This window comes from Thermosediminibacter litoriperuensis (assembly GCF_008124715.1).
In the GTDB taxonomy this organism is placed as follows: domain Bacteria; phylum Bacillota; class Thermosediminibacteria; order Thermosediminibacterales; family Thermosediminibacteraceae; genus Thermosediminibacter; species Thermosediminibacter litoriperuensis.
The window spans coordinates 31,546-54,460 of the sequence record NZ_VNHO01000002.1 but is presented as its reverse complement, the minus strand read 5'-3'; the positions used below and the strand labels follow the sequence as shown (position 1 = coordinate 54,460).

25 protein-coding genes and 1 pseudogene are annotated in these 22,915 nt (G+C 49.9%); 4 read left to right on the top strand and 22 right to left on the bottom strand.

All coding sequences use genetic code 11. The features are described 5' to 3' along the window. Positions 1-2 precede the first annotated feature (2 nt). From LZ11_RS01170 to LZ11_RS01115, 12 genes are all read right to left on the bottom strand, one after another. Complete coding sequence (locus LZ11_RS01170; RefSeq protein WP_148865849.1) at positions 3-1,385, bottom strand: V-type ATP synthase subunit B; 1,383 nt, start codon at positions 1,383-1,385, stop codon at positions 3-5. Continuing rightward, positions 1,378-3,150, bottom strand: coding sequence for an ATP synthase subunit A (locus tag LZ11_RS01165; protein WP_148865847.1), 1,773 nt, complete (start codon positions 3,148-3,150; stop codon positions 1,378-1,380). Before LZ11_RS01165 ends, LZ11_RS01170 begins: the two co-directional genes overlap by 8 nt. Further along, positions 3,147-3,476 carry a V-type ATP synthase subunit F gene (locus LZ11_RS01160; protein WP_148865845.1) on the bottom strand — a complete coding sequence of 110 codons (330 nt, stop codon included), beginning with the start codon at positions 3,474-3,476 and terminating at the stop codon, positions 3,147-3,149. The genes LZ11_RS01165 and LZ11_RS01160 overlap by 4 nt, the downstream gene beginning before the upstream one ends. Next, entirely contained in the window at positions 3,469-4,473 is a 1,005-nt protein-coding gene (locus tag LZ11_RS01155) for a V-type ATP synthase subunit C (protein WP_148865843.1), read from the bottom strand. Before LZ11_RS01155 ends, LZ11_RS01160 begins: the two co-directional genes overlap by 8 nt. A 5-nt stretch (positions 4,474-4,478) precedes the next feature. Next, positions 4,479-5,081: a V-type ATP synthase subunit E gene (locus LZ11_RS01150; protein ID WP_148865841.1), complete on the bottom strand. Its 603-nt coding sequence runs from the start codon at positions 5,079-5,081 to the stop codon at positions 4,479-4,481. Positions 5,082-5,093: 12 nt separating this feature from the next. Further along, positions 5,094-5,576, bottom strand: a complete 483-nt coding sequence (locus tag LZ11_RS01145; RefSeq protein WP_148865839.1) for a V-type ATP synthase subunit K — start codon at positions 5,574-5,576, stop codon at positions 5,094-5,096. Between the two features lie 71 nt (positions 5,577-5,647). After that, positions 5,648-7,579: a V-type ATP synthase subunit I gene (locus LZ11_RS01140; RefSeq protein ID WP_148865837.1), complete on the bottom strand. Its 1,932-nt coding sequence runs from the start codon at positions 7,577-7,579 to the stop codon at positions 5,648-5,650. Continuing rightward, positions 7,566-7,889, bottom strand: coding sequence for a V-type ATPase subunit subunit G family protein (locus tag LZ11_RS01135; RefSeq protein WP_148865835.1), 324 nt, complete (start codon positions 7,887-7,889; stop codon positions 7,566-7,568). The genes LZ11_RS01140 and LZ11_RS01135 overlap by 14 nt, the downstream gene beginning before the upstream one ends. Before the next feature lie 27 nt (positions 7,890-7,916). Next, the gene (locus tag LZ11_RS12960; protein ID WP_342782578.1) at positions 7,917-8,117 is read right to left on the bottom strand and encodes an AtpZ/AtpI family protein; all 201 of its coding nucleotides are present in this window, start codon (positions 8,115-8,117) and stop codon (positions 7,917-7,919) included. Between the two features lie 256 nt (positions 8,118-8,373). After that, on the bottom strand, positions 8,374-9,549 hold the full coding sequence (locus tag LZ11_RS01125) for an anti-sigma factor domain-containing protein (protein WP_148865831.1): 1,176 nt from the start codon (positions 9,547-9,549) through the stop codon (positions 8,374-8,376). Between the two features lie 4 nt (positions 9,550-9,553). Further along, positions 9,554-10,261, bottom strand: a complete 708-nt coding sequence (gene sigI / locus LZ11_RS01120; RefSeq protein WP_148865829.1) for an RNA polymerase sigma factor SigI — start codon at positions 10,259-10,261, stop codon at positions 9,554-9,556. Positions 10,262-10,365: 104 nt separating this feature from the next. Further along, positions 10,366-11,595 (bottom strand): uracil-xanthine permease family protein, encoded by a 1,230-nt coding sequence (locus LZ11_RS01115; protein ID WP_148865827.1) that lies wholly within the window; start codon positions 11,593-11,595, stop codon positions 10,366-10,368. Between the two features lie 382 nt (positions 11,596-11,977). Here LZ11_RS01115 and LZ11_RS13125 point away from each other — a divergent pair. Next, a pseudogene (locus LZ11_RS13125) lies at positions 11,978-12,235 on the top strand (integrase core domain-containing protein); the annotation flags it as partial. A gap of 28 nt (positions 12,236-12,263) precedes the next feature. Here the strand turns inward: LZ11_RS13125 and LZ11_RS01105 are convergent. Next, positions 12,264-12,812 carry a hypothetical protein gene (locus LZ11_RS01105; RefSeq protein WP_148865825.1) on the bottom strand — a complete coding sequence of 183 codons (549 nt, stop codon included), beginning with the start codon at positions 12,810-12,812 and terminating at the stop codon, positions 12,264-12,266. Between the two features lie 791 nt (positions 12,813-13,603). Between LZ11_RS01105 and LZ11_RS01095 the strand changes: the two genes are divergently transcribed. The 3 genes from LZ11_RS01095 to LZ11_RS01085 are packed head-to-tail and all read left to right on the top strand — an operon-like array spanning position 13,604 to position 14,864. Further along, positions 13,604-13,954: an RNA polymerase sigma factor gene (locus tag LZ11_RS01095; RefSeq protein ID WP_170240250.1), complete on the top strand. Its 351-nt coding sequence runs from the start codon at positions 13,604-13,606 to the stop codon at positions 13,952-13,954. Positions 13,955-13,960: 6 nt separating this feature from the next. Continuing rightward, positions 13,961-14,146: a sigma factor-like helix-turn-helix DNA-binding protein gene (locus LZ11_RS01090; RefSeq protein WP_148865821.1), complete on the top strand. Its 186-nt coding sequence runs from the start codon at positions 13,961-13,963 to the stop codon at positions 14,144-14,146. Next, positions 14,133-14,864, top strand: a complete 732-nt coding sequence (locus LZ11_RS01085) for a DUF4367 domain-containing protein (RefSeq protein ID WP_148865819.1) — start codon at positions 14,133-14,135, stop codon at positions 14,862-14,864. Before LZ11_RS01090 ends, LZ11_RS01085 begins: the two co-directional genes overlap by 14 nt. Positions 14,865-15,016: 152 nt before the next feature. On the opposite strand, the gene LZ11_RS01080 is transcribed toward LZ11_RS01085, so the two are convergent. From LZ11_RS01080 to LZ11_RS01040, 9 genes are all read right to left on the bottom strand, one after another. Beyond that, positions 15,017-16,036, bottom strand: a complete 1,020-nt coding sequence (locus LZ11_RS01080) for a hypothetical protein (RefSeq protein WP_148865817.1) — start codon at positions 16,034-16,036, stop codon at positions 15,017-15,019. A gap of 199 nt (positions 16,037-16,235) precedes the next feature. Continuing rightward, positions 16,236-17,393, bottom strand: coding sequence for a non-hydrolyzing UDP-N-acetylglucosamine 2-epimerase (gene wecB / locus LZ11_RS01075; protein ID WP_148865815.1), 1,158 nt, complete (start codon positions 17,391-17,393; stop codon positions 16,236-16,238). A 23-nt stretch (positions 17,394-17,416) separates the two neighbouring features. Beyond that, entirely contained in the window at positions 17,417-18,448 is a 1,032-nt protein-coding gene (locus LZ11_RS01070; protein ID WP_246110665.1) for a glycosyltransferase family 4 protein, read from the bottom strand. Between the two features lie 63 nt (positions 18,449-18,511). Beyond that, positions 18,512-18,958 (bottom strand): deoxycytidylate deaminase, encoded by a 447-nt coding sequence (locus tag LZ11_RS01065; RefSeq protein WP_148865813.1) that lies wholly within the window; start codon positions 18,956-18,958, stop codon positions 18,512-18,514. 8 nt (positions 18,959-18,966) lie between these two features. Beyond that, positions 18,967-19,608, bottom strand: a complete 642-nt coding sequence (gene upp / locus LZ11_RS01060) for a uracil phosphoribosyltransferase (RefSeq protein WP_425473426.1) — start codon at positions 19,606-19,608, stop codon at positions 18,967-18,969. Positions 19,609-19,610: 2 nt separating this feature from the next. Then, positions 19,611-20,855, bottom strand: coding sequence for a serine hydroxymethyltransferase (locus LZ11_RS01055; protein ID WP_148865809.1), 1,245 nt, complete (start codon positions 20,853-20,855; stop codon positions 19,611-19,613). Between the two features lie 18 nt (positions 20,856-20,873). Next, entirely contained in the window at positions 20,874-21,314 is a 441-nt protein-coding gene (gene rpiB / locus LZ11_RS01050) for a ribose 5-phosphate isomerase B (protein WP_148865807.1), read from the bottom strand. Between the two features lie 48 nt (positions 21,315-21,362). After that, positions 21,363-21,839 (bottom strand): low molecular weight protein arginine phosphatase, encoded by a 477-nt coding sequence (locus tag LZ11_RS01045; RefSeq protein ID WP_148865805.1) that lies wholly within the window; start codon positions 21,837-21,839, stop codon positions 21,363-21,365. Positions 21,840-21,860: 21 nt separating this feature from the next. After that, positions 21,861-22,904, bottom strand: coding sequence for an L-threonylcarbamoyladenylate synthase (locus tag LZ11_RS01040; protein ID WP_148865803.1), 1,044 nt, complete (start codon positions 22,902-22,904; stop codon positions 21,861-21,863). Between the last annotated feature and the right edge of the window lie 11 nt (positions 22,905-22,915).

The window sequence follows — 22,915 nt, the reverse complement described above, 5'->3', positions numbered from 1 at the left end:
GTCTATTCTTCTCCTTTTTCAGGAAGGTATTTTTCGATATATTCGTCCCTCACCCTCTTGAGCTCGGCCCTCGGCAAGATCGTCAGGAGCTCCCACCCTATAGTCAGGGTCTCCTCAATGCTCCTGTCCTCGTCTTCCCTCTGGGCCACGTACCTGGCCTCGAACTCATCGGCGAATTTTGCATAAAGCTTATCCGTATCGGAAAGAGCGGCCTCACCCAGGATAACCGCCAGCTCCTTCGCCTGCTTACCGCGGGCGTACGATGCAAACAGCTGGTTCATGGTGTCCGCATGGTCTTCCCGGGTCTTGCCGCGGCCGATACCCTTATCCTTAAGCCGGGACAGTGACGGAAGCACGTCTATAGGCGGATAGATGCCCTTCCTGTGAAGTTCGCGGCTTAAGATTATCTGGCCTTCTGTAATATACCCGGTGAGGTCGGGTATCGGGTGGGTCTTGTCGTCTTCGGGCATGGTCAGAATGGGTATCTGGGTGATGGACCCATTCCTGCCCCTTATTCGACCCGCCCTCTCGTATATGGTCGAAAGGTCGGTGTAGAGGTAGCCGGGATAGCCCCTACGGCCGGGAACCTCCTTCCTGGCGGCCGATACTTCGCGCAGAGCCTCGCAGTAGTTGGTCATATCCGTCAGGATGACGAGCACGTGCATGTCTTTCTCGTATGCCAGGAATTCCGCGCAGGTCAAGGCCATGCGCGGGGTGGCTATACGCTCGATTGCCGGGTCGTTGGCCAGGTTAATGAACAGCACCGTTCGGTCGATGGCACCAGTACGCCTGAAATCCGAGATGAAGTAGTCGGCTTCCTCGAAGGTTATACCCATTGCAGCAAACACTACGGCGAACTTGCTCTCGGTACCAAGAACTTTGGCCTGCCTGGCTATCTGTGCCGCCAGCTGGGAGTGGGGCAGACCGGAACCCGAGAAGATCGGGAGCTTCTGCCCCCTTACCAGGGTGTTCAGCCCGTCGATGGCGGATATTCCCGTCTGGATGAACTCGGAAGGATAGTCGCGAGCCGTCGGGTTGATGGGGCTGCCGTTTATATCTAGCCGTTTTTCCGGTATGATCATTGGGCCTTTGTCCCTTGGACGGCCGAAGCCATCGAAAACCCTGCCCAGCATGTCGGTAGAAACCCCGAGCTCGATGCTCCTTCCGACAAACCTTACCTTGCAGTCGTTTATATTAAGCCCCGTAGAGCCTTCAAACAACTGAACCAGCGCTTTATCGCCGCTGACCTCCAGCACCTGTCCCCGGCGGATTTCTCCAGCCCCGGTCTCGATTTCCACAAGCTCGTTGTACTTGACGCCTTCCACGTTTTCTACCAACATCAACGGTCCGACTATTTCCCGGGCGGTTTTATACTCCCTAAGCATCGGCTCCACCTCCTTCGGTGAGGTCCTGCATAGCCTTCTTTATCTCCTTCTCTATTTCATCGAATACGGACAGGTTCGATTCCTCGATATATTTGGCACGGGCGATTCTCTCGCGCACCGGGTGCTTCTCTATTTCCGAGAACAGGGCGCCTTTTTCAAGGGCTTTCTGCGCTTCTTCGTAGAACATCAGTATCAGCTTCAGCATCCTGTACTGCTTTTTCATCGAAGAGTAGGTGTCCACCTCGTGGAAAGCGTTTTGGTGCAGGAAGTCTTCCCTGATGGATCTTGCAACTTCCAGCACGAGGCGGTCCCTGGTGGAAAGAGCGTCGATACCCACTAACCTTACTATTTCCTGAAGGCTGGCCTCTTCCTGCAACAGCCTCATGGCCTCGCTTCGCAGCTCTCCCCAGTCGCTGCTCACGTTTTTGTTCATGTAGTCCTCAACGACGTCGGAGTACAGCGAATAGCTCGTCAGCCAGTTAATGGCCGGGAAGTGGCGCGCATAGGCCAACTGAGAGTCCAGAGCCCAGAACACCTTCACCACGCGAAGAGTCGCCTGGGTAACCGGCTCCGACAGGTCGCCGCCCGGCGGGGATACGGCGCCTACCACCGTTAGGGCACCCTCGCGGTTGTCGCTGCCCAGACATATGACCCTGCCGGCTCTCTCGTAGAACTCCGCAAGCCTCCTCGAGAGGTAGGCCGGATAACCTTCCTCGCCCGGCATTTCTTCGAGCCTTCCGGACATCTCACGCAGAGCCTCGGCCCACCGGGATGTGGAGTCAGCCATCAGCGCCACGCTGTAACCCATATCCCTGAAGTACTCGGCTATTGTTATACCGGTGTATATCGAAGCTTCACGGGCCGCCACCGGCATGTTGGATGTATTGGCGATCAGCACCGTGCGCTTCATGAGCGGTTCCCCGGTCTTCGGGTCCTTGAGTTCCGGAAATTCAAGGAGTACGTCGGTCATCTCGTTGCCGCGCTCGCCGCAGCCTATATAAACGACTATCTCGGCGTCGGCCCACTTGGCCAGCTGGTGCTGGACTACAGTTTTGCCGCTGCCGAAAGGTCCGGGTATACATGCGGTCCCGCCCTTGGTAACCGGGAAAAGGGTATCGATGACCCTCTGCCCCGTGGCCATCGGAATTTCGGGCGGCAGCTTCTCCTTGTAGGGCCTGGTCTTTCGTACCGGCCACTTCTGCATCATCGTAACTTCCACTACCTGCCCGGAATCGGTCTTTATCCTGGCAACGGGTTCGGTTACGGTAAATTCGCCTTCCCTGATGTCCTCGACGACGCCCGAAACTCCAGGGGGTACCATTATGCGGTGTTCGACTATAACGGTCTCCTGTACCGTGCCGATAATATCGCCGCCGCTAACCCTGTCCCCGGGCCTGACTCTGGGCGTAAATCCCCATTTTTTCTCACGGTTCAGGGCAGGCACATCTATACCTCTTGTTATAAAGCTGCCGACTTTTTTTTCTATAACGTCAAGAGGTCTCTGGATTCCGTCGAAAATGCCTTCCAGCATTCCCGGTCCCAGTTCGACGCTGAGGGGTTCTCCTGTGGACACCACCGGGTCCCCGGGACCCAGTCCGGAAGTCTCTTCGTATACCTGAATCGATATTCTCTCTCCGCGTATTTCTATGACTTCACCTATAAGGCCCTGAGTACCCACCTTTACCACGTCGAACATCTTGGCTCCGGGGAGGCCCGTAGCCACCACGAGGGGACCGGAAACCTTGGCTATTACACCTTGGCTCATTCCCTTCCCTCTCTTTCAAAAATGATATCCACTCCAATGGCTTTTTCAACAGATTTCTTCACGTCACTTATACCGATTCCCAGAGTACCCCGGTTGCTGGGAATCAACGTAATGATAGGCAACATTTTATCCCTGAAAAGGTCTATTCTCTCCCTTATCTTTTCAGCCAGCTGTTCGGTTATGAAGATAACAGCGTAATTCTCACGAACAAGTTTCATGAGTCTGTCCGCGGCTTCTGTCTCGTCGACGGCGGGGAAGGTGTCAATACCCGTTGACTTAAATGAAAGCACTGTATCGCGGTCTGCGATTACTCCAATTTTATACATACACATCCCTCAGCCTTTCCCTTATCATATCTTCGGAAATGCCGTTGATCTTCCCCACCATCAGAACCCTCAGGATTTTGAGCTCATTCTCCCGGGCCCCAAGATATCCCGCGACGGTTTCCAGCCCGAAGGGCTTATAAAGCCCCTTCCTCAGCATACCGAGCAGGAAATCGTCGGCCAATCTCTCGTAAACCGCCGGGCTGCCCGTGGAAACCCAGCTCTCCAGGCCTTCTTTAATAACCATGGAGTACCTGGAAGACGCCAGGGCTTCGATCAGGGCCGGCACCGGTTCCTGGATCATCTTCTCGAAAAACCCGGTATCGATGGTACCGCCCGGCAGGAGGGATTTCTCCAGGGTCCTGAAATCGGATTGCATATACTTCAACCTGACCACCGTCTTTATATTGGTGAGGTCCATTAATGCGGCCAGGTAATTTTTGAGAAAATCGTGGCCGATCTCCCGGACGAGCAGATTGAGCTCTTCGTATAAGGCCCTGTCCAGTATGAGGTTCACCTGCTGCGGGTCCCGGGTTTCTTCGTAGACTTCAGCGGCCCTCTCAAAAGCAGCCCGCATGCGCTCCGGGACGGCTGCATCGCTTTCACCCTTGCTCAGCTTGAAAAGTTCTTCGGCGGAGACTTCGCCCAGGGTGGAGAGGTTCTCCGGCACCTCAACGCCGAGTATCCTGCTTTTTAAAACTACTTTTAGATTATGGTAGTCGTACTTTAGGGTGAAAAACCTGACGACTCTATGGTCTTTCAGCGATTCTTTTATCACGCCCAAAGTCCTTTTCATGCTGTTTTCCAGGGCCTTTTCGAAATCGTATACACTTTCCAGTTCTTCAAAATCCGGGGCATAATCGGTCTCGCCGAGGACCCTGAGGACTGCATCCAGGTCCTGCGCCTCTAGGATCCTCTCGATGATGTTCCTGCTCAAGAGCCTGTTCTCCAGGGCCCTTATCCTGCCCGATGCGTATAGGAATTCCTGTTCCCGGGCCATCGCCATCACTCCTCAAAAAGTATTCGGGCCACTTCGGTCTCCAGTTCTTCCCTCTGGGCCTTGAGCAGGTAATCGAAAGTGCAATTGATCTCCACCGTCGCCGATTTTAATATGAATCCGCTTTTTATGGGTCTTTTCTCTCCCGAAAACCTGATGTTGCCTGCTTTGCCTTGCATTTTCAGGGCTTCGTTAACCCTCACAAGCAGTTCCGGAGTTATCTTCCCCTTGTCAGCCTCGGAAACTATGATTTCCTCATTGCCGTCAACGGCGGCGGCCAGGATCATGTGGTAGGCCAGGTCCCTGTACCTTTCGGCATCCAGATTAAAAAGCTTATTTTCTGCACCGGCGAAGGCCTCGTCTATTAGGGCCTGCTTGGCCTCCAGATACCGCTTTCTCTCTTCCAGTTCGGCCATGGACAGGATCTTCCTCTTTTCCTCCCCGGCCGCCTTCCTGGCTCTCTCACCGGCATTGGCTTCGAGTTCTGCGGCTTTTTTTCTGGCCTTTTCCAGGATTTCAGCCGCTTCCTTTTTCGCATTTTCTATTATCCGGTTTTTTTCCTCTGCAGCTTCCTCCAGGATCTTTTCCTTTATCTTTGCAATGCCCTGCATTATAAGCACTCCTTAAGCCAGCTTTAGACCAAAGAGCATCAGTATCGAAGCGAGCAGCGCCAGCACCGCGTAGGTTTCAACCATAGCGGCATAGGTTATACCTTTAGCCAGTTCTTCGGGCCTCTTGGCTACTATTCCCACACCTGCGGCCGCAGCCCTGGCCTGGGCGATAGCCGAAAGCAGGCCTACTATAGCTATAGGAAGGCAGGCCGCGAAAACCAGTAGTCCCTGATAAGTGGAAAGAGGCAGCAGATTTCCTCCCAGGATTCCTATCCTCTGCATCACCACGAACCCGGTGAGCAGGCCGTATATACCCTGGGTTCCGGGCAGCGCCTGCAGTATCAGGGTCTGGCTGAATTTGCCTGGATCCTCGGTGACTACTCCGGCAGCAGCTTCACCGACCAGGCCGACTCCTTTGGCGGAACCGATCCCCGGCAGGAAAACCGCCATAGCAGCTCCTAACAATGCAAGAACTTGACCGAGTGTGACTTCCATTTAAATTCCTCCTCCAAAAGTTTGTTTTTTTAATAATTTTAATTTTAATTAAATATATTCAATTTATTCTATTAAGCGTCTTCCAGGTCCACGTACTTCGTCCTAATCCTCAGGGGGTCGAAGGATCTGCCCCCGCCGTCGTAGAACTTGCCGAAGAATTCGATATACTGCAAGCGGCTGCTGTGGACGTAAGCACCCAGGGCGTTTACCGCTATATTGAAGAAGTGCCCTCCTATCATCACCAGCAGCATCGCGATATACCCTAATATATTTACTCCCAGCATTCTAGCCATAGTATTTATGACCATCGCTATAACGCCTGTCGCAAGGCCCAGCGCCAGCAGACGGGAGTAAGAGAGTACGTCGCTGAGGTAACCGGTCACGTTGTAGAGGCTTAAAAGCCCCGACGTGAACTTCTTTATTATACCCTTCTGAGACCTGCCCTGCGTCAGCACGAGACCCACGGCGCCGGCGAGGGCCACGGATTTTGCTATTCCCGCAAAATTGGGAAAAGCCATCATCACGAGCCCCGTCAGCAGCACCAGCCACAGTCCCTGGTCCATGAGGGCGTCGGCTATCTTTCCGTTTCTTATATTTCTATAACCGTTCAGAATTATACCGGTGTATATCTGTATCAGGCCGAAGGCAAAACTCAAAAACAAAACGGCCAAGGGGTTGTCCAGGGGGTTCAGCCAGAGAGGCTTGACCTTTATAAGGTCACCAAACCAGCTACCGAAAATCATCCCCCAAACAAAAGTCGATATTCCGCCCAGGAACAGCAGCTCGGCCAATTTTTTGCCCATTCCCTTAAGCTTGAGCTTCCAGAGGGCAAGGCCCGTCAGCAGGGACAGCACAAGACCGTAACCCGCATCGCTGACCATCATACCGAAAAATACGAAGTAGAAGGGTGCCATAAATACATTGGGGTCTATCCCCCTGGGATCGGGAAGGCTGTAAAGTTCGGTTATTATCTCAAAGGGCTGTACTAACCTCGGGTTTGACAGGGCCACCGGTATGTCGTCCTCTTCCGACGGTTCGGCGAAAACCACGTGGACTGCACCGGTGGTGGAGGTGACCGCCTCTTTTACGGCTCCTACCGAAGGCTCGGGAACCCAGGCTTTCATAAGGAAGACTTTGTCGGTTCCCACCATCTTCAGGAAGTTCTCTTTCTTCTGTTTTTCCAGGAACCAGTAATCGTAGAGGGCTTCCAGGTCCAGGAGCCGGTCCGCCAGCCCGGAAATTTCTGCCTTTACTTCTTGCCTTTCAGCTTCGATGACTTTTAGCCTTTCCTGAAACTGATCGATTATCTGTGCCGGAGTCCCCGAAAATCCCGAAAATTCTTCTGTATTGACCGAAAATTCCTTAAACAACTCCTGAATGTCGGATTTCGCCGAATTGTGATAGATCATTAATAAAAGGCTGTCTTCCCGGCCTTCTCCCACCGGCATTATTTCCACGGGAAGATCTTTTTCAACCGCTTTATCCATGAAGGGTTTGAAGTTCTTTTTGGGGACCGCCACAGCCCTTACTTCCACCTTGCCGGTGGAACCCAATTCCTCTACAGGGACGTCTAGCCGCTCCCAGGGTTTTATTAATTCAATCTGATTTTTTATTCTGGATTCTTCCGTCTTGAGCCTGGAAAGCTTCTGGTCAACGCCGGAAAGCGAATCTACGAGCTCAAAAATCTCGCCCTCCCGGTTAAGGAGATCCTGCAGCTTTCTCATGCTGACCCTGGGCCTGCCGTGGATCAAGGGGTTTAACTCCCTGCCGTAAGGCTTCAGGAAATCGATGGCGAATTTCAGCCTGCCGAGCTTCAGTTCAAGCTCCGATAGCTCGTGACCCACCTGTTCCGGGAGCTTTTCGTTGTTGATGCCAACATCGATATTTTCCTCTTTCAGGTCTGCAATTTCGACCGCTCCCAGTTTCTGCAGGGCGCTGAGTATCCGGTCCCGCTCTTTATGCAGGCCAAAGACGTACATTTTTTTCATCTTAACAATTGCCATGGAAAGTCACTATCCTCTCCACAATTAAGTCTACAGCTTTTTGAATGCGGCCTTCCGCCTTTTCCCGAAGTTTTCTGATTTTGTCTTCATACTGTTCCCTCAAAGCCAGAGCTTCTTTTTGCGCTTCTTTTTTCGCATCTTCTATAATATTTTTAGAAGCCTCTTCGCCCCTCCTGCGGGCCTGTGAAATCAGTTCTTCGGCTTCGCGGTTGGCTTCAGCCAGTATGAACCTCGCTTCCCGCTCGGCTTCTTCCACCATTGCCCTGGCCTTGTTCTCCGCGTTTTTGATATCATCCAGGATTTCCTTCAACCGTCCTCCACCTCCCCGAAGAAAAAATTATTTCTTTTTTTTGAATTCAGCGGATACCAGTCGGTACACACCTGCTACACCAGAAAAAAATCCTAGTATTACCCCCAAAATCAAAAAAGCGCTACCAGTGGAAAACCTCCTGTCCAGATAGGCTCCAGCATATACACCGCCCACTATGGGCAGCGCTATATTTAACCCTATTTGCGTTAAAAGTGCAATATGTTGCATTATTTTGATGTCTTTCATATGGGTTATTATACAATATTAATACAAAAAATTCAAACCAAAATTTTAGAGTTTATTGTTTAATTCCTCGCATTTCCTCCATTTATCTTCGGTTATGTCTATTGTGAAATATCTCACAATAAAATCATACCATCTCGATGATAACTCACATACAGTATATTCTCACCCATTTGGCTTAATTCCAGCATATTGTAATTGGGATAAAACAAAAGTACCCGCCTGTTAGGCAGGTATGGATTTAATTCCCTCGTGTGGCAGGCGGTTTCGTGTTTTTGCCGGCTGGCGGATCCTTCTTCCCATAATCAACGTTCTTCGGGGTACTGGCGGGGACATCCTTTCCCCCGTCCTTTACCGATGAATCCGAAGTCCTGTACCGCGGGTTCCTGAAGGGTTTTTCTCCTTTTTTATCTCCTCTGGCCGGTGAACTCACGCCCCTCGTGCTGTCGAAGTGCTTTGCGTCCCTGTCGTCCCCGCCTTTTAAACCGGACGGATTGCCCCGGTGCTCTCTGCGGTCTTCTTTATCCCGTTCCTTTTCATTTGCCGGTACATCTTTGATTTCCCCGGGTGATCCGTCTTTCGCCGGCTTTTCTTTTTCGGCCTTTTCTTTCGGTGGTATACTGGGGGTTTTCGGACCCGGCCTCCTGTCGCCGTCTATTCTATCCTTCCCGGTTTTAGCTTTAAGTTCTTCAAGCATTTCTCTGACGCGCATCTTTTTCACGCGTTCCACGTCTAAAGCGGGACTTTCTTTCTTCAGCTTTTCATAAAGCAGCAGCTTGCCCTGGGATATCCCCATCCTTCTGGCTTCCTGGTGCTTTTTTATGGGGGCTTCCTGAACCAGTACTTTTACTTCATCCGCACCATTGCGCTGTATGGAAATACCGCCGTCACCCTTCAGTTCCTGCCGTGCGGTCTCCTCTAACTTTTTTTCGAGTTCCGGCATTTTTTTGTCGTGCACGTTAGATATGGTAAACATCACAACCGAATCCGGCCCGAGGAGGTTCTGCTCTCTAGCCCGGAAAAGCAGCATCCTGACGACCCTCTCCGGAGGCAGGGTTCTGAATGAAGTCCGGTCTCCCACAAGGCGGGCGCCGTCGTCATTAAGACCTTCAACATCTATCACGCGGTTGAACCGGTTCAGTGACATCTCCACACTGGGATTCACATCCATTGTCACGTAGGTCACCGGGCGGAAAAACGAAGCGATTCCGTATCCCGCCATAACAACAGTTATCATAAATACCGCGGCTAGAGACGCTATTCTCCGGAATACGGTGTAATTGGTGGTGATCTCGGGAATATCTATTTCATCACCGATCTGCCGGCCTTTATACATATTGTATATTTTTTTAAAATCGCCCCTTTGGTTGACGACTATGATGTATTCTCCCTCGACGTCGACAATTACGGCCTTCACCTTTTTACCTCCACTTAATGTACTCTTTTATGTACCTGTAATCCCCCGATAAAATAATCACCGCTGCTATTATATAATTTCGTCCTCGCTCGATCTTCTTTCGGGGTATTTTTGTCGCCTTTTCAATTTTATCTATCGGCAAGTATTTTTTCCGCTTTATCGTATCTAGTATTTCCGGTGACGCCATTATGAAGTCGATTACCTGAAGATAAATCCGGCGGGTGCCTTCCTGTCTGGGAGAACTCCTGGCCACATCGGAAAAGGTCAGTCCCCATTTTTCCAGTTCCTTCTTTATCTCGAGGATTTCCAGCCTTCTTTGTTCGCTTATCTCTTCTTCCCTGTGTTTTTTTATGGATTCGTCGATACTGATGTCCAGCTCGTATTCCTCGTCATACTCCTGATTCTGCGCGATGTACACTACCGTTTCCCTGTTTTTCCGTTCCCGCCGGTAGTAATCGACCAGCCGGCTTCTTATCACGTTTTTGGCAAAGGTGAGAAAATTACCTTTTTCTATATCGTATCTCTGAACGGCTTCGTTAAAGGCGATCATGGCTATGCTCAGCTCGTCGTCGATACCGTATTCGACCCGGCGGCCCAGGTACTTTTCCACAACCGAAGCAATGAAAGGCCTGTATTCCTCAATTAAATGGCTTATCTCATCCTTGTTGCTTTTTATCATCATGACCCTTTCGTTTATAGAAGGATGCGACATGGCGACCTCCAGCTACCATACTGAACCAATTCTATTATAGCACAGAGTTGCAAGGTATTGGAAAATTAAAAAAGCGGGGAGGGATCCCCGCCTCTATAAAATCTTTACTCCTCCGGCAACACCTGGTTCAATATTACACCGAGTATGGCGGCCAGGCCCATGCCCCCTATCTGGATACCGCCCCAGAGGTTTACTACGGCGCCGCCTATACCGACAACCAGAATTACGCTGGATATTATAAGGTTCCTTGACTTTTTAAAGTCCACGGCATTCTCGACAACGGTTCTGACACCGATACTGGCTATCATGCCGAACAGGATTATGGAGATGCCGCCTATCACCGGCTCCGGCACAGTCCCTATGAGAGCGGTGAGCTTCTGGAAGCCGGAAAGAAGTATGGCTATTACCGCCGCAACCCTCATCACTTCCGGTTTCCAGACCCCGGTCAGCGCCAGAACGCCTGTGTTTTCGGAATAGGTGGTGTTGGCCGGCCCGCCGAATAATCCCGCCAAAGATGTGGCTACACCGTCACCTATCAGAGTCCTGTGAAGGCCGGGGTCTTTTACGAAGTCCCTCTCCACCGTAGCTCCCACGGCGAGCACGTCGCCCACGTGTTCCACCATAGTGGCCACCGCCACCGGCGCAATAAGACCGATTGCCGCCAGGTTGAATTCAGGTTTTGTAAAGGCCGGCACGGCAAACAGCGCCGCCTCCTGCACGGGTTTCAGATCCACGATTCCGAAAATCAAACTCACCGCATAACCTGCAATTAATCCCACGAGCACCGGTACCAGTTTGAAAAATCCCCTGCCGTACATGCTGACCAGTGTTACCGCACTAAGCACTATCAAGGCGACCGTCCAGTTCTGAGAGGCGCTTTTAATTGCCACCGGCGCCAGGTTGAGACCTATAACCATTATTATCGGGCCGGTCACCACCGGCGGGAGAAGGTTTTCCATAAATTCGCGCCCCAGAAAGTAAACCAGCGCCGCCATCAACACGTAAAGCAAACCGGCCACAATGATGCCGCCCTGGGCCGCCGGAACCCCCCACTGTTTTACCACCAGTGCTACCGGCGCAATGAACGCGAAGGAAGAACCCAGGAAAACCGGAACCTTCCTTTTCGTGACCAGGTGGAACCACAGGGTGCCCACCCCCGCCGTGAAAAGGGCCACTCCCACGTCGAGCCCGGTAAGCAGCGGTACCAGCACCGTGGCCCCGAACATCGTAAAAGTATGCTGGAGTCCCAGGATGAGAAGCTGAAGGAGTGAAATCCTATCCCCCTCCCTTATCGGACCTGACAGTTCTCTTGGGCTTGCAGTAAGTTCTCTCATAATTTTCCTCCTTCCAAAAATTAAGCCCCTGCTGTGAGACATAGACAGCAGAGGCTTTTTTCTCTATCAAAAAAGCCCTTCCCCGTCAGGCGGAGAAAGGCTTTCCTTCATCTTTATGTTAAACCCCTTCGCCTTACTAGCCTCACAGGACCAGTTTAAAGGCTGGCTTTATTCAATTTCGCTTTCTTTGTATATTACCATGCGCGGAGAAGGTTGTCAAGGGGAAAATAATTCCCGTCTGTAGATGAGCCAGAGTTTCGTTCACACTACTTTTTTAAAGTAAAAAAGACATTGCAAAGGGTGGGTATCCCTGGGGTATTATGGATATGGCAAACCAAAAACCCATTAAGGATGGATCCCACCCAATGACATTATACCAAATATGGCACAAAACTGGATGCTCTATTTAAATTATAGGCGGCCGCATTTTGGTAAAAACATGAATGGAATGACTCCTGTTGAGGCGTTAAAGTTTTATCGATGCTTTTATCATTCTGCGATTGGCTCTATGCCTGTAGTTGTTTTGGATCAGCTTATAATTACGCTTCTTTGCTTTTTGACATCTCTTCTTTGCCTTGGGATAACCTACTCAGAAATAAAAAGCTATTGGAACGAAACTATGGCACATTACATTCCGTAAAAATACATTACATTAAACCTGTAATTATCTATTTACCTTTTAAGTAGGAATCGTATTTTTCAGACAAATTTTCGATAACCCGTCCTGCTTCTGGCAGGTTTGCTTTAACCCGGTCTTCCTTCTCTCTCCTTTCAGTCAACAATTCAGCCACTTTTAGAACATCTCTGGCAAAGGATTCCCAAAAGTCTCTCGACTTGCCGTCTTCGGTATTAATTGAATCTCTATTAAGTTTTAATGATATATCTTCTATAATTCTAATAAGTTTTCTTATTGGAGTTATGGATTCGTCCAAATCCTTGAGAAAAACTGTATTTGTAGATGCTAAATTATATCTGAAAGCCTTTAATACCAGGTAAATCCATATCATCTCCATTCTATACTTTTCATCCCGATTTTTAATGTATTTTTGTAAATTGTCGCCGAAAATACCAAAATACTCTCCGCAGGTAAATACGTTGGATAATAGTCTTTCCTCTTCCTTTTTTTTAATATCCAGCAATTGAGCCACAAATACAAAATTTAAAAATATGCTTACTACCAATAACATTGATATCAACGTTAAAGTATATTTTTTCATTTCGGTCTCTCCTTCATTTGCCTTTGTATAACCGGGCGGGTGGAGGCTGTAAAAAGGCTACAACGTAAGCGTCATTGTATCTTGCCTAATGGTCATTTTATTAAAGGATTTTTGCTTCTTACCGAAGGCGTCTCAAAATATCAAGTATTCGGCAATTATTTTTATAACCGAGCATATTTCCAATCTTCAAATCCATGTTCGCCCTTGCTTCGTATTCTGCTATCCAATCCCTCTTGCCGTCTGGGTCAGCTTTTGTTAAGAATATATTGGGCCTTATTTTTTGCGGGGATTTACTTGGATCAAAAGTTAGGATCGCATGATCTGCTGGAGATATCTCTCCTGCCTCATACAGTTTTAAGGATATATCACAAAGCTCATCGAAAGAAGCATTTCTAATGTTATATACTTTAGCAAGTTATTCCCAAATATTTGAAGAATACTCCGTTTTGTGCTCCATCTTTGAATTTTCCTGCATCAAGATATATGGTCTCGTATTATCACGTACATTAGATTTCATATTTGTACTGATATATGGCTTTGTTTGATAATAATTTGTGTTGACTCTCATTTTATCCTTCACTCCTATTTTAATTGTGATCAAATTTGTAAGTCTCTTTCATATCTGTGCGGGCTCTCAACCGGAGATATTAAAGATACCTTCCGCGATGAAATTGAACCGAAATTTCTTCCCTATAATATAGTCGTTTTATGCTGCCAAAAAGTTCCTTGAAGTTAAAAATTTTTTAATAATAGATATGAAAAAGTTTTGCAATAAAGGCGGTATCTTAACAATGGAAGATTTTGATCTTTTCGAGAGTCTCTACCGTATGTATTTTTCAAAAGTTTACAGGACGGCGTACCTGGTCGCCCAAGACGAGAACATTGCCCAGGATTCCATTCAGGAGGCTTTTTTAATTGCCTACGAAATATTGAAAAAAGGCCCTGTGGACCTTCCTCGGTTCCCGGCGCTGGTTAGCGCTATCGCTACCAAAAAAGCCGTAGACCTTATCCGGAAGAAAGCAAAGTATGTACTCATGGATGAGGTCTTTATGGATAAGATAGTCTCCATGAATACCGCCCTGGAAGTTTCGTTCGATTCGATTACGGATGCTGAAAATAGAATAGATATGGATAAAGCTTAAAAGTAGCTGAACCCGATTCACAGGCAGATCGTAGTATTGAAGTACTACAACAACCTTTCCGAAGGTGAAATATCGAAGTATCTCGGAGTGCCCGTGGGAACTGTCAAAAGCAGGCTTTTCCGCGCCAGGCTGTTTTTAAGGAATATCCTGGCGGAGCAGAAGGAAGGGGTAGGATACGATGAAAAAAGATAAGGATGCTTTCGACCTTTACCTGTCCAAAAAAGTAAAGGGATGCGCTGAAGACATCCCCGTTCCGAAACATATCGAAGATGAAACCTGGGTCAGTATAAAAAAAGAACTAGAGGCCAAAAAGCATAAACAAACGAATATCGCGAAAAGAATGGTCAATGCGGCTTTTGTCCTGGTGGTATTTTTTATGGGGGTGTATGCAGGAATCGCCGGCAAAGAGGTCACGGCCGATTCGAAGTTTTTCAACGTTGTCAGGAAATACTGGAATAATGTAATGACTATTTCGGGAAGAACCGGCGGGGAAAATTACGGGACGCTAAAAGATGTTTTTATTCCCATTTATGAAGCGCAGAAAAATGTGCACTTTCAAATCTCGGTCCCTGAATATCTGCCCGAAGGATATAGTTTCCACGGTGCGAAGATTTCCGGCGGGGGAAAGGATTCTGTTACGTTGATTTATAGAAAAGGAACAGAAGGCGAGGAACTTAGAATAGAACAATTTTCTATAGCGCGGGAAACAGCCTTTTCTCACAATTTCCGGACAAACGATGCAGAAGTTAAACCCCTCAGCATAAATGGATCATCCGAAGCAACGCTCATCCATTTCAAGAAAAGCGGATTAAGGCATCTTTTATATGGAAACGGCTCGACTTATTTTATAATTACGGGAAAATTGAGCGAAGAGGATATAATTCGGGTAGCCGAAAGCATGAGAACCTAAGGGTAATATCAAACCATAGTTACCTTTTTATCTTTGACGGAGTTTTTAACACCAATATGAGCACCATCGGGGTGCTCATATTGGTACGCTCTCACCTTCATGAGCCGCTCTAAAAACACCATTTGAGAATGTATTTTTGTAATACTATGTTATTAAGGAACGCTCATTATTCTTTTCATTTGCTCGAGAATTCCGGTTTTTTTATAACAAATACCGTTGTAAATGTAGCCGTTTTCATAGACTTCCACAATCTTGGAATCACCATTTATTGTAAATTTCAAAATCAGCTTCTCGTTCTCGTTATTATTAATAATCTCTTCTTTTTTAGATGGTTCCGCATCGTACAAAGACCTTATAAAAATTGTTTTCGCATAACTGTAATCTTTAGTATACTTTTCAGATTCTATTACAAACACTTTGTCGGCTTTAAAAAGATATCTAACATCATTTTCTTCGGACTCGGTCGCAGGAATAATAGAGCTCACAAAATCCCAGATGTGGCTATCGGTAACATATACATTAAACCCACCATTAGTTTCAAGCATCATTTCCGGATTTAAAATACACAACACTATTTTTTTATTGTCAGGGTTTTGTGTATAAGCTTCAATAACATAATCCGGATAATCGCCCCATTTAGGCCCAACTATTTCTTCATACTCAATAAAAGCTGATTCAAGACATTTAACCAGTTCACTTCTCTGTGAATCACTAAGTTCAACATACTGCTTCAAATCTTCAGCCTTTAATAAAATGCGGGATGAATTCTGGATTTTTTCTACTACGAATTTTTTATCGTAGATATACTTATTCAAAATGTCCCTTATGCAGGAGGCTTCATAAATACCGTAATACGTTTCTCCTCCCAAGTGCACGAATCCATCTTCTAACATAAATCTTTGCTTTTTAATCTTATTATAAATAAAAATTCCTTTGTCTGCGTATTCATGAAATTCTGCCGATGGCTTTTTTTCCATGGTCGAAATGATTTTCATAATATTCGCAAGATCGACGCTATCTTCAATTTCGACTGTCTTGTCGCGCAAAAATAATATCAATTTTTGAGGAGTTGCGTCTTTGAGAATTAGAACAGACCCAACTGCTAGAGTTAATAATACTAATAAAATTATTGCTTTAAATATAGGCCCTTTAAATTTAAAAATTTCAATCAACCCCTTCATATTACCTTAAGGATGGAAAAAGTTTTCCCATCCTTAAGCTAAGTACGTAAAACTCATCCGTGGTCGCGGTCGTTGAAATAGTCGTTTTATGCTGCCAAAAAGTTCCCAATAGTAAAATTATAGCGTGTAAAAAAAAAAGACCATCAAAAAGAATGGTCTATGGGGTATTCTTCAGCATGTTAGCTCAATATCAAATCTCCGGTTTAAATTCCTCCGGCTTTTTATCCGAAAGCCCGAAATAGTACAGAATGCTCTCCACTATCCGCCTGGAGGCGAATCCGTCTCCGTAGGGGTTCACCGCATTGGCCATGCGGGCGTATTCGGCTTCATCGCTTAATAGTATCTCTGCTTCTTTCACCACGCTCTCCCGCGCCGTGCCTATGACTTTCACGGTGCCCGCCTTCACCGCTTCGGGCCGCTCGGTCTCGTTCCTCAACACCAGAACCGGCTTGCCCAGTGAAGGCGCCTCTTCCTGCAGGCCGCCGGAGTCGGTCATGACCATGTAGCACCGGGCCATCAGGTTGTGCAGCTCGTCGGTGTCCAGGGGAGGCAGAAGCATTATGCGCTCGTGATTTCCCAGGATCTCGTGGGCCGTATCCCAGACCGCAGGGTTCAGGTGGACCGGATATACCAGTACCACGTCCGGATTCCGGTTGACCACGTCTAGAAGGCCGTAGCATATATCTTTAAGGGGCTGCCCCAGATTCTCCCTCCTGTGGGCGGTCACGAGGATGACCCGGTTTTTCTTAAAATCCAGGGTATTGAGAACAGACCGGCTGAAAACGTAGTCCCTTTTCACGGTGGTCTTGAGGGCGTCTATCACCGTATTCCCGGTCACGAATATGGATTTGGGATCGACGCCTTCCCTTATCAGATTATCCCTGGCGGTCATCGTGGGTGCAAAGTGAAGGTCGGAAAGAGCGCCGGTGAGCTTGCGGTTCATTTCCTCCGGGAAGGGCAGCCACTTATTGTGGGTCCTCAGCCCGGCCTCCACGTGCCCTACCTTTATGTGCATGTAAAAAGAGGCGAGGGCTCCGGCGAAGGTGGTGGTGGTATCCCCGTGGACCAGAACCAGGTCGGGTTTCGAATTTTCCAGCACTTCCTTTAACCCGGTGAGCGCCTTTTGGGTGACGTCAAACAGCGTCTGCCTCTCTTCCATTATGTCCAGGTCGTAATCGGGTACTACATCAAAAAGGCTCAACACCTGGTCGAGCATCTGGCGGTGTTGAGCTGTTACTGCCACTTCGCAGTCTATTAAATTGGTTTTCTTGAGCTCCTGCACCAGGGGGGCCATTTTAACGGCCTCGGGCCTGGTGCCGAAGACGGTTAATACCTTTATTTTTTTCAAAGGTCCATGCTCCTTTTAACGATCTAAAGTTCCTGGGATTTTTTGTCCTGAGAACCCGCCATCTGGCGGCCTGCCACTATAAAGGCCGCAAGTAAGGCGGCAAGAGCGAGGAATGCCTGTTTTACCCCGACCCATATCAGCATTAACGCACAGAATCCTAGGGCAAGGCTCAGGAGGTACATGTAAACCACCGCCTGCTTTTGGGAAAACCCCACATCCAGGAGCCTGTGGTGGATGTGGCCCCTGTCGGCCTGCATAATGGGCTTGCCTTTGAGAAACCTCCTTACTATTGCAAAGGCGGTATCGAAGATGGGCAGCCCCAGAGCCAGAATGGGAACTATTAACGCGATGGCTGTAGCGCTCTTTACGGCCCCGTCAACAGCGACGGCAGCCAGGATATACCCCAGGAACATTGCTCCGGTATCACCCATAAAAATCTTGGCCGGGTTGAAATTATAGGGCAGGAATCCGAGAGCAGCACCAGCCAGCAGGGCCGTCACCAGGGTTGCGTTAACCTGCCCGAGGCTTATGTTCACCAGCATCATGGTCACCGACGCGATGGCTGCAATACCCGCCGCCAGCCCGTCGAGACCGTCGATGAAGTTCAGCGTATTCGTTATTCCCACAACCCAGAAAAGGGTAACGGGTATGCTCCACTTGCCCAGAAAAAACATGCCCCCAAGAGGGTTTGTGACCCAAACTATCTTCAGGCCGAACTGCACCAGAATAAAGGCCGCAGCAGTCTGAAAGAGAAGCTTTACCTTCGCGGGGAGCCCGTAAATATCATCCAGCACGCCCACCGCCGCTATAAAAGCTCCTCCCAGGAGCATACCGCGCATGGAGCTGTACTGGAGGGGTAGCGTTACCAGGCCTACCGCCGTGAAGGCTATAAAGATAGCCAGCCCCCCGAGCCGAGGCATGGGCTTTTTATGAATCCGGCGGGCGTCCCTGGGGACGTCGACGGCTCCCACCTTCCACGCGAGTTTCATCACACTGGGCGTGGCAAGGTATGCAACGGCCATCGCCATGAAAAAAGCGTATATATATAACGGCACTTTTATCGCCCCTTTGTTGCCTTACTTTGCCTTTCTTAATTTTATTCCACAGGAGCCGACTTGTCAATCCCGCGAATACCGGCTGATTTCGACTCCCGCCTCGGAAAGCAGCTTAAGAGCCAGATCATCGGGATAATCGCCTTTAAATACTATTTTCCTGATGCCGGCGTTTATGAGCATTTTAGCGCAAAGGGCACAGGGCTGGTGGGTCACGTAAAGGGTAGCTCCTTTTATACTCGTTCCCCAGATGGCCGCCTGGATTATGGCATTTTGTTCGGCGTGGAGGCCGCGGCAGAGCTCATGCCTTTCGCCCGGCGGTATTCCCATTTTTTCCCTTAGGCATCCCACGTCTTCACAGTGGGCCAGGCCCGTCGGGGCTCCGTTGTATCCGGTGGTCAGGATACGCTTTTCCAGCACTACCACGGCCCCTACGCTGCGCCGGAGGCAGGTGGATCTTTTGGCCACCACCTGGGCGATTTCCATAAAATAGTCATCCCAGGGGGGTCTCATAATCTCCCTCATTTGGTGCCGAAGAGCCTGTCGCCGGCATCCCCGAGGCCTGGCACGATGTACCCGTGGTCGTTCAGGCGCTCGTCGACGGCCGCGGTGTATATGTCCACGTCGGGGTGCTTGCTGTGCAGGGCTTCTATCCCTTCAGGGGCTGCGATGAGGCACATCAATTTTATATTGTTTGCCCCCTTTTCCTTAAGCAGGTCGACGGCCATGGAGGCGGAGCCTCCTGTGGCGAGCATCGGGTCCAGGATTATGAGCTCCCTCTCCTGCACGTCAGCGGGCAGTTTGCAGTAGTACTCCACCGGTGACAGGGTGTTCGGATCCCTGTAAAGCCCGATGTGCCCCACCTTCGCTGCGGGAATGAGCTTCAAAAGGCCGTTCACCATCCCCAGGCCGGCCCTGAGGATGGGCACCACTCCGAGTTTTTTGCCGGAGATCATCCTGGCCTTGCACGGGCCGATGGGCGTTCTTATTTCCACCTCTTCCAGGGGTAAAAACCTGGTGACCTCATAGGCCATCAACATGGCCACTTCTTCCACCAGTTCTCTGAATTCCTTGGCTCCCGTATTTTCATCCCTTATAAGGGCGAGTTTATGCTGCACCAGCGGATGGTCTATCACGTAAACGTTCTTCATCCTATCCCCCATTTCTACCTCATATTTGCGTAAAGCGGAAATCTCTCGCAAAGGGCTCTTACCGCCTTGGCCACTTTGGCTTTCTTTATTTCGTCGTCCCGGTGGGTTAGCGTTATATCTATGAGCTCGGCTATTTCCTCCATCTCGGCTTCTTTCATGCCCCTGGACGTGAGCGCCGGCGTGCCGATTCGGATGCCGCTGGTCACATTGGGCTTTTCGGGGTCGTAGGGTATGGCGTTTTTGTTGACGGTGATGCCCACTTCATCCAGCAGCTTCTCGGCGGCGACCCCCGTCAGGTTCTTATTCCGCAGGTCCACCAGCATCAGGTGGTTGTCCGTACCGCCGGACACCAGGTTATAACCCCTCTCCATCAGGGCTTTGGCCAGCGCCTTTGCGTTTTTCACGACCTGCTCCTGGTATTTTCTGAATTCCTCCGTACCGGCCTCCTTGAAACACACCGCCTTGGCAGCGATGACGTGCATCAGAGGCCCGCCCTGAATGCCGGGGAATACGGCTTTGTCAATGGACTGGGCGTATTCCTGTTTGCAAAGGATCATGCCTCCTCTCGGCCCCCTGAGGGTCTTGTGGGTGGTGGTCGTCACAAAGTCGGATACCGGCACCGGGTTCGGGTGCAGCCCTGCGGCTACGAGGCCGGCTATGTGGGCCATGTCGACCATGAGGTACGCCCCTACCTTCTTGGCTATTTGCCCTATCCTGGAAAAGTCGATGATCCTGGGGTAGGCGCTGGCACCGGCTACGATCATCCTGGGCTTGTGTTCCTCGGCCAGGGCCTCCAATTCATCGTAATCGATATATCCGGTCTCCTTCGAAACGCCGTAGGGGATAAAGTTGAAATACTTCCCGGATATGTTCACCGGGCTACCGTGGGTGAGGTGCCCTCCGTGGGCCAGGTTCATGCCCATTACCTTATCGCCCACGTTCAGAGCAGAAAAATATACGGCGGTGTTGGCCTGGGCTCCGGAATGGGGCTGAACGTTGACGTGCTCGGCTCCGAAAAGTTTCTTCGCCCTCTCCCTGGCCAGGTCTTCCACTACGTCCACGAATTCGCAACCGCCGTAATATCTCTTGCCGGGATATCCCTCCGCGTATTTATTTGTGAGCACCGAACCCTGAGCTTCCATTACCGCCTTGCTGGCAAAGTTTTCGGATGCGATCATTTCCAGGTTGTTCTGCTGGCGCTTCATTTCGTTTTCAATAGCCTCGGCGATCTCCGGGTCGACCAGTTTTAAAATCTCCATAAAATCACACCCCATTTCTTATTGGTTTTCATAGGAGCTTATTTTATCGATCCGCCTCTTGTGGCGGCCTCCCTCAAACCCGGTTTCCAGCCATTCCTCGACGATCGTCCGGGCTAGGCCCGGCCCTATTACCCTAGCTCCCATCGCCAGCACATTTGCGTCGTTGTGAAGCCGCGACATCCTGGCCGAATAGACATCATGGCACAATGCGGCGCGGATGCCTTTCACCTTGTTGGCCGCAATGGATACGCCTATTCCCGTGCCGCAAATGACGATACCCCTGTCGTGCTCCCCGCGGGCCACCGCTTCGGCCAGCGTGATGGCTATATCGGGGTAATCCACTGGATCGTCGGAAAAAGTACCTAAATCCCTGTACTCGATGCCTTTCTGTTCCAGCAGCTTTATGATTTCGACCTTCAGGCTCAGCCCGCCGTGGTCGCAGGCTACCGCAATCTTCATGTTTTTTCCTCCCGTTTTATATGTTCAACTAAATTATATTTAAAAATATCAAGCCTTGTCCAGTTCTTTTTCCAGCTTTTTCAAGACCTTTTCGAGCTTTTCCTTTATTATACCCGCCACCCGGCGATACGTTTCCTCGTTGCTGCCGTAAGGGTCGGCTATATCGGCGTCCTCGTCGCCCCGCTCTTCAGCAAATTCCGAAAGGATGAAGACCCTCCCTTTAGTATGAGGGAATTTATTGATAATATAATCCCTGTGGCTCTTGGTCATGGTGAGTATGAGGTCGGCGTTTAAAAGGTCCTGGGAGAGCATCTTCGCCCTGTGGGAGGAAAGATCCACGCCCTGCTCTTCCATCACCTTTCGGGCCTGGGGGGATGCGGGCATTCCCTCCACGGCGGCTATACCGCAGGAGTCCACCTGGATCTCCTTTTCTTTGCCGCGCTCCTTCAGCATCTTCCTGAAAATGCCCTCGGCCATGCTGCTCCGGCAGGTGTTGCCTGTACACACGAAAAGTACCCTTTTCATTGAGAAAACCTCCCGAGAATTTCATTCCAATTTAATTATATTATACCCTGCGGCCTTTCTCAGCCTATTCATCACCGCCAGGCCCAAGCCAGTTTCCGGGATGCCTTCAGCCAGTACCTCCTCGACCCCCAGTCTGTCGAACTTCCGCAGGACGGAAAAGAGGTTGGAGGATATGGTGAGAGGTGCTTCCCTGTCTCCGACGGAAAGCACGCATCCGGTCCCATAAAACCTGCGCGTCTGGGCTGTGGCCATTATCCCCACCTTTTTCCCTTCGGCGGTAAGTTTCTCCGCGAGTTCGGTGATCTTCCTTACCTGAGCTTCGACGGGCCCTTCCACGACCAGCACCCGTGCCTTCGGTGAATAGTGCCTGTACTTCTGGCCGGGGGATCTGGGTTTTTGCCCCTCGGCCAGGCCCGGATCCAGTTCCACCCTTCCGAGAACCGCCTCCAGCTCCTCCCGGGTCACTCCCCCCGGTCTCAAGATAACGGGTAATTCCCCGGTCAGGTCCAGCACGGTGGATTCCACACCGACCTCGCAGGGCCCTCCATCCAGAATTAAATCCACCCTGCCCGCCAGGTCTTCGTATACGTCCTCGGCGGCGGTGGGGCTGGGTCTTCCGGATATATTGGCGCTGGGGGCGGCGATGGGAACCCCCGATTCCCTTATGAGCGCCAGGGCCACGGGGTGCCTGGGCATCCTGACGGCTACGGTGTCCAGGCCACCGGTGGTGCCGTAAGGAACCGCCCCTGACTTGTTAAGCACCATGGTAAGAGGGCCCGGCCAGAATTTTTCCATCAGAATCCGGGCGGAACGGGGAACACCGCTGACGAGTTTCTCCAGTTCACCGGGAGAATGTATGTGGACGATAAGAGGATTATCCTGGGGCCTTTGCTTGGCCTGGTATATCTTGAAAGCCGCCTTTTCGTCCAGGGCATTTGCCCCGAGGCCGTAAACGGTTTCTGTGGGGAAAGCCACGAGGCCGCCGTTTTTTATGACCCGGGCCGCCAGGTTTACGCTTTCAGGTTCCGGATTTTCCGGATTTACTTTAATCAATTTCGTCTCCATGCTATCACGTT